Below are 11010 nucleotides of genomic sequence, written 5' to 3' on the forward strand. Positions count from 1 at the left end.
TGGGCGTGCTGGTCGATCAGTGGGTGTCGAGCTCGCCGTCGAGCAGGTCGAAGAGTTCCTCGTCGGAGGCGCGCTCCACCTCGGCCGCGGCGTCCTCCCCGGTCTCGTGGCCGGGGGCCGGGGTGCCGGCGGCGGCCGGGCCGGAGGCGGCCTCGCGCCACTTCGCGAGGAGGACCTCCAGCCGCAGGGCGGCGGTGGCGCGCGCCGCCCGGTCGTGCGCGGAGCGGGCGAACACGGTTTCCAGCCGGTCGATCTCGGCGAGCAGTGACGGGGCTTCCGCGTCGGCGTCCGCTCCGGCGGCGGGCAGCGCGCCGGCCAGGTGATCGGCCAGGGCCGCCGGGGTGGGGTGGTCGAACAGCAGGCTCGCCGGGAGGCGGAGCCCGGTGGCGGTGCCCAGGTGGTTGCGGAGTTCCACGGCGGTCAGCGAGTCGAAGCCGAGGTCGCGGAAGGCCTGGGCGGCGCCGACGGACTCGGCGGAGGTGTGTCCGAGCACGGCGGCGACCTGGGTCCTGACGAGCCCGAGCAGGATCCGCCGGCGCTTCTCGCCGGAGGCCCCCGCCAGTTGCCCGGCCAGCGCGTCGGCGCCGGTCGCGGGGTCCGCCGCCGGGCGGGCGGGGGTCCGTACGAGACCACGGAGCAGGGCGGACACCGGCCTGCTCCCGGCGCTGCGGCGCAGGGCGGCCAGGTTCAGCCGTACCGGCAGGAGCACGGCCGGCGCGGCGGCGGCCGTCGCCGGCTCCGTCGCGGTCGTCGGCTCCGTGGCGTTCGCGGTCGCGGTCGCCGCGTCGAAGAGGGCGAGGCCCTCGTCCGGGGAGAGCGGGGACACGCCTGCCCGGGCCATCCGGGCGAGCGTCCCGGCGGCGGCCTCGCCCAGCATGCCGTGCGGGCCCTCCGTGTCCGCCCAGGGGCCCCAGGCCAGGGACACGGCCGGCAGCCCCGCCGCGCGCCGCACCTCGGCGAGGGCGTCCAGACCGGCGTTCGCGGCCGCGTAGTTGGCCTGACCGGCGGTACCGAAGGTGCCGGCGAGCGAGGAGAACAGGACGAAGGCCGCGAGGTCCCGGTCCCGGGTCAGCTCGTGCAGGTGGAACGCCGCGTCCGTCTTGGGCCCGAGAACCCGGTCCAGCCGCTCGGCGGTCAGCGAGCCGACGAGGCCGTCGTCGAGGACACCGGCCGCGTGCACCACGGCGGTCAGCGGGTGGGCGGCGGGAACCGCGTCGAGTACGGCGGCGAGCGCGGTCCGGTCGGCCGCGTCGCAGGCCGCCAGGGTCACCTCGGCGCCCAGGGCGCCCAGTTCGGCGGCGAAGGCCGCGGCCCCCTCGGCGTCGGCGCCCCGGCGGCTGACCAGCAGGAGGTGCCGTGCGCCGTGCGCGGTGGCCAGGTGCCGGGCCACCAGCCGGCCCAGGGCGCCCGTGGCCCCCGTCACCAGGACCGTGCCGGCCGGGTCCAGCCCCAGGGCGCCGCCCCCGGTCGGCGCGGGTGCGGTGGCACGCGCCAGCCTGGGCACGAGCACCCTGCCGTCCCGGACGGCACACTGCGGCTCTCCGGTGGCGAGCGCCGCCGCCACACCGGATTCCGCGTCGACGTCGACGTCGACGAGGACGAAGCGTCCGGGGTGCTCGGACTGGACGGACCGGACCAGGCCCCATACGGCGGCCTGCGCCGGGTCCGGGCCGGCCACCTCCCCGTCGCCCGCGCGCACCGCGTTCCGGGTGACGAACACCAGCCTCCCCTGCTCCTCCTCCCCCGCCTCCGCAGCGGTCAGCCGCTCCTGTACGAGGGCCAGGGCGCGGGCCGCCGCGTACCGGACGGCGGGGGCGGCCTCGGCCGGGCGGTCCGCTAGCTCCGTCTCCAGCAGGACGACGTGGTCGGCGTCCGGGATCGGGGCCGGGGCCGGGGCGGGGGGCGCCTCGGTCCACTCGACGCGGAACAGTGCGTCCTGGAACCGTCCGGCCCGCGCGGCGGCGAGCTGTTCGGCGGAGATCGGCCGCAGGACGAGCGAGTCCACGCGTACCACGGCCCTGCCGGTGGTGTCGGCGGCCAGCAGGGAGACGGCATCCGGGCCTGCCGGGGCCAGCCGGACCCGCAGGGCGGTGGGGCCGGCGGCCGGGGCGGCGGACCGAGTGACGCCGGTCCACGAGAAGGGAACCCGCACCCGGTCCGCACCGGCGCCGTCGCCGTCCCCGTCGCCGTCGCCGTCCCCGTCGCCGTCGCCGTCGCCGAGCAGTCCGTCCCCGAGGGCGACCGCGTGCAGGGCGGCGTCCAGCAGGGCCGGGTGCAGCCCGAACCCGGAGACGTCGGTCCCCTCGGGGAGTTCCAGCTCCGCGAAGAGCTCCCCGTCCCCGCTCCAGGCGGCGCGGACGCCCCGGAAGAGGGGACCGTAGTCCAGCCCCAGGCCGGCCATCCGCTCGTACAGGGAGTCCGGGGACCCGTCCGTGACGGCGACCGCGTGCGGCGGGGGCCAGGCGGCCAGGGCGGCCGCGTCGTCAGGAACGGCGGCGGCGGACAGGGTGCCCGTCGCGTGGCTGGTCCAGGGCTCCTCGGCGGGCGCGCCCTGCGGACGCGAGTGGATCTCCAGCGCCCGGCGGCCGTCGGCACCGGGGGCCGCGACCCGCACCTGGACCTGGACGGCCCCGTCCTCGGGGACGACGAGCGGTGCCCCGAGCGTCAGCTCGTCGAGCCGGTCGCAGCCGACGCCCTCGGCGTGGGCGGCGTGCAGCGCCAGGTCGACGAAGGCGGTGCCGGGGACGAGCACGGCGCCCAGTACGACGTGGTCGGCGAGCCAGGGGTGCGTGGTGAGCGACAACCGGCCGGTGAGGACGAGCCCTTCACCGTCGGCGAGCGGAACGGCGGCGCCGAGCAGGCGGTGGTCCGCCTCCACGAGACCGGCGGCGGAGACGTCGCCCGGGGCGGGGGCCGCCGCCAGCCAGTATCGGGTGCGCTGGAAGGGGTAGGTGGGCAGGTCCACCCGGCGGGCGCCACGGCCCGCGAGGACCGCCTCCCAGTCGACGGGGGTGCCGTGGACGTGCAGCCGGGCCAGGGCCCCGGTGACGGCCGAACCCTCGGCCCGGTCGGGGCGCAGGAGGGCCACGGCCACCGCGTCCTGCTCCAGGGATTCCTGGGCCAGGGCGGTCAGCACACCGCCGGGGCCGACCTCCAGGAAGGTGCGTACGCCTTCGGCGGCCAGGGCGGTGACGGCGTCGCCGAAACGGACGGCCTCACGGACATGACGCACCCAGTAGTCGGCGGAGCCGATCTCTTCGGCGGTGACGAGCGCTCCCGTCAGGGTGGAGACGACCGGAAGCCGCGGAGCCTCGAAGACGACCGATTCCGCGATCTCGCGGAAGGCGTCGAGCATCGGCTCCATCAGCGGGGAGTGGAAGGCGTGCGAAACGGTCAGGGCCTTGGTCTTACGGCCCTCGGCCGAGAGCTTCCCAGCCAGCTCGGCGACGGCGTCTTCGGCGCCTGAAAGGACCACGGAAGCAGGCCCGTTGACGGCCGCGATACCCGCCCGGTCCTCGAACCCGGGCAGCAGGGCCCGTACCTCCTCCTCGGAGGCCTGGACGGCCACCATCGCACCACCGGACGGCAGTTCCTGCATCAGCCGGCCGCGCGCGGCCACCAGCTTCGCCGCGTCCTCCAGCGACAGCACACCCGCGACATGGGCCGCCGCGAACTCGCCCACCGAATGCCCGGCGAGGAAGTCCGGACGCACACCCCACGACTCCACCAGCCGGAACAACGCCACCTCGACCGCGAACAGCGCCGGCTGGGTGAACCGCGTCTCGTGCAGCAGCTCCGCGTCCTCACCGAACACCACGCTCTTCAGCGGGAGTTCGAGATACGGATCCACAGCGGCACAGGCGGCGTCGAAAGCGTCAGCGAACACCGGGAAGGCGGCGTGCAGTTCACGCCCCATGCCCAGCCGCTGGCTGCCCTGCCCGGAGAACAGGAAGGCCTGCTTCCCCCCACCGGCCGCGGCCGTGCCCCGGAGCACCGCGGGCGAGGGCGTGCCGTTCGCCAGAGAGGTCAGGGCCTCCAGCATCCCGGCCGGGCTCTCCGCGATCACGGCCGCCCGGTGCTCCAGCGCGCTGCGCCCCGTGGCCAGGGAGTAGGCCACGTCCCCCGCCGCCCGGTCCGGGTCCTGGGCGTACGGCAGGAGGCCGCGGGCCTGAGCGCGCAGTGCTTCCGGGGTCTTGGCCGAGAGCAGCCACGGTGAGGTGAACGGGGTCGCGCGAGTGGCCTCTACGGCGGCTTCCGGGGCCTGTTCGAGGACGACATGGGCGTTCGTGCCGCTGAAGCCGAAGGAGGAGACGGCGGACCGGCGCGGCCGCCCCTCGCCCGTCCACTCCACGGGTTCGGTGAGGAGGCGGACGGCGCCGGAGGACCAGTCGACGTGCGGGGACGGTTCCTGCGCGTGCAGGGTCTTCGGCAGGACGCCGTGGCGCATCGCCTCGACCATCTTGATGATGCCGCCGACGCCGGCCGCCGCCTGGGTGTGGCCGATGTTGGACTTCAGCGAGCCCAGCCACAACGGACGCTCCCCCGACCGGTCCTGGCCGTACGTCGCCAGCAGCGCCTGGGCCTCGATCGGGTCGCCCAGCCGGGTGCCGGTGCCGTGCGCCTCCACGGCGTCCACGTCCGCCGCCGAGAGTCCGGCGTTCGCCAGGGCCTGTTCGATCACCCGCTCCTGCGCCGGGCCGTTGGGGGCGGTGAGGCCGTTGGAGGCCCCGTCCTGGTTCACCGCCGAACCCCGGACCACCGCGAGTACGGGGTGGCCGTGGCGCAGGGCGTCCGAGAGGCGTTCCACCAGGAGCACGCCCACGCCTTCCGCCCAGCCGGTGCCGTCGGCGTCGGCGGAGAAGGCCTTGCAGCGGCCGTCGGTGGCGAGGCCGCGCTGGCGGCTGAACTCGATGAAGGCGCCCGGGCCGGCCATCACGGTGACGCCGCCCGCGAGGGCGAGTTCGCATTCGCCCTGGCGCAGGGCCTGGACGGCGAGGTGGAGGGCGACCAGGGAGGAGGAGCAGGCGGTGTCGACGGTGACGGCGGGCCCTTCCAGGCCGAAGGTGTAGGACAGCCGGCCCGAGATGACGCTGCCGGAGTTGCCGGTGCCGAGGAAGCCCTCCACCCCGTCGGGGACCTGCTGGAGGGAGGAGGCGTAGTCGTGGTACATGACGCCGGTGAACACGCCGGTGCGGGAGCCGCGCAGAGCGGACGGGGCGATCCCGGCGCGCTCGAACACCTCCCAGGAGGTTTCCAGGAGGAGGCGCTGCTGGGGATCCATGGCGAGGGCTTCGCGGGGGGAGATCCCGAAGAAGGCGGCGTCGAACTCGCCCGCGTCGTAGAGGAATCCGCCCCGGAGCGTGCTGCTGGATCCGGCGGTGCCGCCGCTCGCGGAGAGCAGGTCGAGGTCCCAGCCGCGGTCCTCGGGGAATCCGGCGATGGCGTCGCCGCCCTCGGTGAGCAGCCGCCACAGGTCCTCGGGGGACCGTACTCCGCCGGGGTAGCGGCAGCCCATGGCGACGATGGCGACGGGTTCGTCCGTGGCCGTCCCGGCGCGGGGGGCCGTGCGGGTGCCGGTCGCGGGCCGGGGGGTGTCGGTGAGCCGGTGCAGGAGGTGGCGGGCGAGGGCGTCCGGGGTGGGGTGGTCGAAGACCAGGCCGGCGGGGAGTCGTACGCCGGTGGCCGAGGCGAGGCGGTTGCGCAGTTCGACGGCGGTCAGGGAGTCGAAGCCGAGTTCCCGGAAGGCCTGGCCCGCCTGTACGGATTCGGGGCGGCCGTGGCCGAGTACGGCGGCGGCGTGCGTCCGGACGAGGTCGACGAGCAGGGTGGTGCGGCCCGCTTCGGGCAGGGTGGCCAACTGCTCGGCGAGCGCGGAGCGGACGCCGTCGGGCGATCCGGCCGCCGCGGCCTCGCCCCGGCGTACGGGGGCGGGGACCAGGTCCCGGAGCAGGGCCGGGAGGGTGCCCGCGCGGGCCTGCTCGCGGAGGGCGGGAAGGTCCCAGCGGGCGGGGACGAGGAGGGGTTCGGCGGATTCCAGGGCGCGGTCGAGGAGGGCGAGGCCCTCGTCGGTCTCCAGGGCGAGGAGTCCGGAGCGGCCGATGCGGCGCCGGTCGGTCTCGGCGAGGCCGGCGGTCAGGGTGCTGCCGTCGGCCCACAGGCCCCAGGCCAGGGAGACGGCGGGCAGGCCGGCCGCGCGCCGCTGCTGGGCGAGGGCGTCGAGGGCGGCGTTGGCGGCGGCGTAGTTGCCCTGGCCGGGGTTGCCGAAGACGCCGGCGGCCGAGGAGAACAGGACGAAGGCGCAGAGGCCGAGGTCGCGGGTGAGTGCGTCGAGGTGGTGTGCGCCGGCGACCTTGGGGGCGAACACCCGCTGGATCCGGTCCGGGGTGAGGGCCGGCAGGACGCCGTCGTCGGTGACGCCCGCCGCGTGGACGACGGCGGTCAGCGGGTGTGCGGCGGGGACGTCCGCCAGCAGCGCGGCGAGTGCGTGCCGGTCGGCCACGTCGCAGGCGACGGTCTCCACCAGGGCTCCCCTGGCGGTGAGTTCGGCCGCGAACTCCTCGGCGCCGGCCGCGCCGGGCCCGCTGCGGCTGAGGAGCAGCAGCCGGCGGACGCCGTGCCGGGTGACGAGGTGGCGCGCGACCAGGCGTCCGAGCGTGCCGGAGGCTCCGGTCACGAGGACGGTGCCGTGCGGCGGGAACACCGGGTCCGCTTCCCCGTCCGGCGCGGGTCCGGATGCCGGCGGGCCGGCCTGGACCAGGCGGGGTGCGAGCAGGGCTCCCCCGCGTACGGCCAGCTGCGGTTCGCCGGTGGCGGCAGCGGCGGCGAGCAGGGCCGGGTCGGCTCCGGGGGTTCCGGGCTCGGTGTCGACGAGGAGGAAGCGGCCGGGGTTCTCGGACTGTGCCGTGCGCACCAGCCCCCAGACGGCGGCCTGTGCGGGGTCGGCGCCCTCCGCCGGTCCCGTGGCGACGGCGCCCCGGGTGAGGACCAGCAGCCGTGAGCCGTCGGCACGGGCGTCCGTGAGCCAGTCCTGGACGAGGGCGAGGGCGGCCCGCGCGGCCCCGGCGGGCCGGTCGGCCCGGTCGGCCTCGGGGGTGTCCTCCTCGGCCGGCACGCTGACCGTCACCGCCACGGTGTCCGGGAGCGGGGCGTCCCCGGTGTCCGGGGCGGGGAGCGAGTCGAGCGGGGCGGGGACGGGTGCGGCGTGCCCGGCGGTGGCGGGGTCCACGGGGGTCCACACCGGGCGGCAGAGGGCGTCGTCCCGGGTGCCGGCCGCTGCGGCCAGCCGTTCGGCTGTCACGGGGCGCAGCACGAGGGAGTCCACGGAGAGGACGGGCCGTCCCGCGCCGTCCGCGAGGAGCAGGGTGACGGCGCCCTCCGCGTCCGGGGCGGGGGCCATCCGGAGCCGGAGTGTGGTGGCGCCGGTCGCGTGCAGGGTCACCCCGTTCCACTCGAAGGGGATGCGGGGGCCGTCGTTCACGTCGGGGCCGCCGAGTCCGGCGGTGTGGAGGGCGGCGTCGAAGAGGGCGGGGTGCAGGCCGAATCCGGTGGTGTCGGTCCCTTCGGGCAGGGCGATCTCGGCGAACAGCTCCGTGCCGCGCCGCCAGCCCGCGCGGACTCCCCGGAACAGCGGCCCGTACTCCAGGCCGAGGCCGGTCATCCGGTCGTAGAGGGCCTCGCGGTCGGCGGGTTCGGCGCCGGCCGGGGGCCACGGGGTGAGCGCGGAGGCGTCGGGGACGGCGGCGGGGGCGGGGGCCAGGAGGCCGGTGGCGTGGCAGGTCCAGGCGTCGGCGGCGAGCGCCTCGTCCGGCTGGGAGTAGAGGCGTACGCCGCGACGGCCGTCGGCGTCGGCGGTGTCGATGACGGCCTGGAGCCGTACCCCGCCCTGCGGGGGCAGGACGAGCGGTGCCTCCAGGGTGAGGTGGTCGATGCGGCCGCATCCGACCTGGTCCCCGGCACGGATTGCCAGCTCGACGAGGGCGGTGCCGGGCAGCAGCGGGCTGCCCAGCACGCGGTGGCCGGCCAGCCAGGGGTGCGTGGTGAGGGAGACGCGGCCGGTCAGCAGGACTCCCTCGCCGTGGGCCAGGGTCATGACGGCGCCGAGGAGGGGGTGGTCGGCGGGGCGCAGTCCGGCGCCGGAGAGGTCGCCGGTGTCGGGCCGGGTCTCGAGCCGGTACTCCTCACGCTGGAAGGCGTAGGTGGGCAGTTCCACGCGGCGGGCGCCGCGGCCCGCGAAGACGGCTTCCCAGTCGACGTGCCTGCCGTGGACGTGGAGGCGGGCGAGGGCGGTGGTGACGGCCAGGTCCTCGGGGCGGCCGGCGCGCAGGGCGGGGACCACGACCGCCTGCTCGTCGAGGAGGTGGGCGGCCAGGGCGGTGAGGACGCCGCCGGGGCCGATCTCCAGGAAGGTGCCGGCGCCTTCGGCGGCGAGGGCGGCGACGGCGTCGGCGAACCGGACGGCCTCGCGGGCGTGCCGGACCCAGTATCCGGCGGTGCGGAGTTCTCCGGCGGGGACGGGGCGGCCGGTCAGGGTGGAGACGACCGGCAGGGCCGGGGTGCCGAAGGAGACGCCGTCGAAGGCGCGGCGGAACTCGTCCAGCATGGGCTCCATCAGCGGGGAGTGGAAGGCGTGCGAGACGGGCAGGTCCTTGACCTTGCGGCCCTGGGCGGAGAGCCGGCCGGTCACCTCGGCGACGGTCGCCGCGGCGCCCGAGACGACCACGGAGGCGGGTCCGTTGACGGCGGCGATGCCGGCCCGCTCCTCGTGTCCGGCCAGCAGCTCCCGTACCTCCTGCTCGGAGGCCTCGACGGAGACCATCGCGCCGCCGGCCGGGAGGGCCTGCATCAGCCGGGCGCGGGCGGCCACCAGACGGGCCGCGTCGTCGAGGGAGAACACTCCGGCGACGTGGGCGGCGGCGAACTCGCCCACCGAATGGCCGGCCAGCAGGTCGGGGCGCACGCCCCAGGACTCCACGAGCCGGTACAGGGCGACCTGGAGGGCGAACAGGGCCGGCTGCGCGTGCTCCGTCCGGTTCAGCGCGTCGGTGTCGGAGCCGAACACCACGTCCTTCAGGGGGTGTCCGAGATACGGGCCGAGGGCGGCGCAGACGGTGTCGAAGGCCTCGGTGAACGCGGGGAAGGCCGCGTACAGTTCGCGTCCCATGCCGGGGCGCTGGCTGCCCTGGCCGGAGAAGAGGAACGCGGTCCGGCTGCGGGGCAGGACGACGCCCGTGGCGGTGGCGGCGTCGGTGGTGCCGGGGGCGCTCTCGCCCCGGGCGAGCGGTTCCAGGGCGCGGCGCAGTCCTTCGAGGTCCGGGGCGACGACGACGGCGCGGTGGTCCAGGGCGGCGCGGGTGGTCGCCGTGGAGAGGCCGATGTCGGCCAGGGAGGGTGCGGGGTGGCCGTCGGTGTGGCGCAGGAGGCGGGCGGCCTGCTCGCGCAGGGCGGCGGCGTTCTTCCCGGAGAGCAGTACGGGCGTGCTCCGTGTGCGGGTCCGGGCGGCGGGCTCCGGAGCGGGTTCCGGCTCCGGGTGCGGCGGCTCTTCGAGGACGACGTGGGCGTTGGTGCCGCTGAACCCGAACGAGGAGACGGCCGCGCGGCGGGGGCGTTCGCCCCGGGCCCACGGGACGGGCTCGGTGAGCAGGCGTACGCCGCCGGAGGACCAGTCGACGTGCGGGGTGGGCTCGTCCACGTGCAGGGTCCTGGGGAGCAGGCCGTGGCGCAGGGCCTCGACCATCTTGATCACTCCGCCGACGCCGGCGGCCGCCTGGGTGTGCCCGATGTTGGACTTCAGGGAGCCCAGCCACAGGGGCCGCTCCTCGGCGCGTCCCTGTCCGTAGGTGGCGAGGAGGGCCTGGGCCTCGATCGGGTCGCCGAGGGTGGTGCCCGTGCCGTGGGCCTCCACCGCGTCCACGTCGGCGGGGGTCAGCCGGGCGTCGGCCAGGGCGCGGCGGATGACCCGCTGCTGGGAGGGCCCGTTGGGGGCGGTGAGGCCGTTGGAGGCGCCGTCCTGGTTGACGGCGGAGCCCCGGACGACGGCGAGGACCGGGTGGCCGTTGCGGCGGGCGTCGGAGAGCCGTTCCACCAGGAGCACGCCGAGGCCCTCGCCCCAGCCGGTGCCGTCGGCGGCCGCGGCGAAGGGCTTGCAGCGGCCGTCGGCGGCCAGTCCGCGCTGACGGCTGAAGTCCACGAAGGACGTCGGGGTGAGCATGGTGGTGACGCCGCCGGCCAGGGCCAGGTCGCATTCGCCCTGGCGCAGGGACCGTACGGCCAGGTGGAGGGCGACGAGGGAGGAGGAGCAGGCCGTGTCGACGGTGACGGCCGGGCCTTCGAGGCCGAAGGTGTAGGAAACCCGGCCGGAGACCACGCTGGCCGCACCGCCGGTGCCGATGTAGCCGTCGACGTCCTCCACCGCCCGCTGGAGCAGGGCGGAGTGGTCGTGGTACATCACGCCGGAGAACACCCCGGTCCGGCTGCCCTTGAGCGAGGTGGGGTCGATGCCGGCCCGCTCGAAGGTCTCCCAGCAGGATTCCAGGAGGATCCGCTGCTGGGGGTCCATGGTGAGGGCCTCGCGGGGCGAGATCTCGAAGAGGCCGGCGTCGAAGAGCCCGGTGCCGTCGAGGAATCCGCCCTCGCGGACGTGGCTGGTGCCCCGGGTGTCCGGGTCGGGGTCGTAGAGGGCCTCCAGGTCCCAGCCCCGGTCGGTGGGGAACCCGGTGATGGCGTCCCCGTCCTGTGCCAGGAACCGCCAGAGCCCCTCGGGGGTGCTGATCCCGCCGGGGAAGCGGCAGCTCATCGCGACGATGGCGATCGGCTCGTGCCGCTCCGCGTCGAGGTCGCGCAGCCGCTCGCGGGCCTCGTGGAGGTCCGCCGATACCCGCTTGAGGAAGTAGCGGAGCTTTTCCTCGTTGTTGTTCGCCTGAAGATCAGTCACTGGGGTCACCTTTTGCATCGAGCCCGTACGGGCCGTGGGGCCGTCGGGGCCTGTGCGGTCGGGGGGCCGGGAGGGCCGGG

Annotated in this window: 1 protein-coding gene; it reads right to left on the bottom strand. The window is 76.3% G+C overall.

All coding sequences use genetic code 11. From position 1 onward, the window contains the following. Positions 1-16 precede the first annotated feature (16 nt). On the bottom strand, positions 17-10948 hold the full coding sequence (locus ABT403_RS25075) for a type I polyketide synthase (protein WP_425580183.1): 10932 nt from the start codon (positions 10946-10948) through the stop codon (positions 17-19). Positions 10949-11010: the final 62 nt, after the last annotated feature.

It is taken from the genome of Streptomyces sp. NPDC000075, from assembly GCF_040301925.1.
Taxonomy (GTDB): domain Bacteria; phylum Actinomycetota; class Actinomycetes; order Streptomycetales; family Streptomycetaceae; genus Streptomyces; species Streptomyces polychromogenes.

Excerpts from the sequence above, each read along its gene's own strand:
- ABT403_RS25075 (WP_425580183.1), bottom strand. The coding sequence starts at position 10,948 with ATGCAAAAGGTGACCCCAGTGACTGATCTTCAGGCGAACAACAACGAG.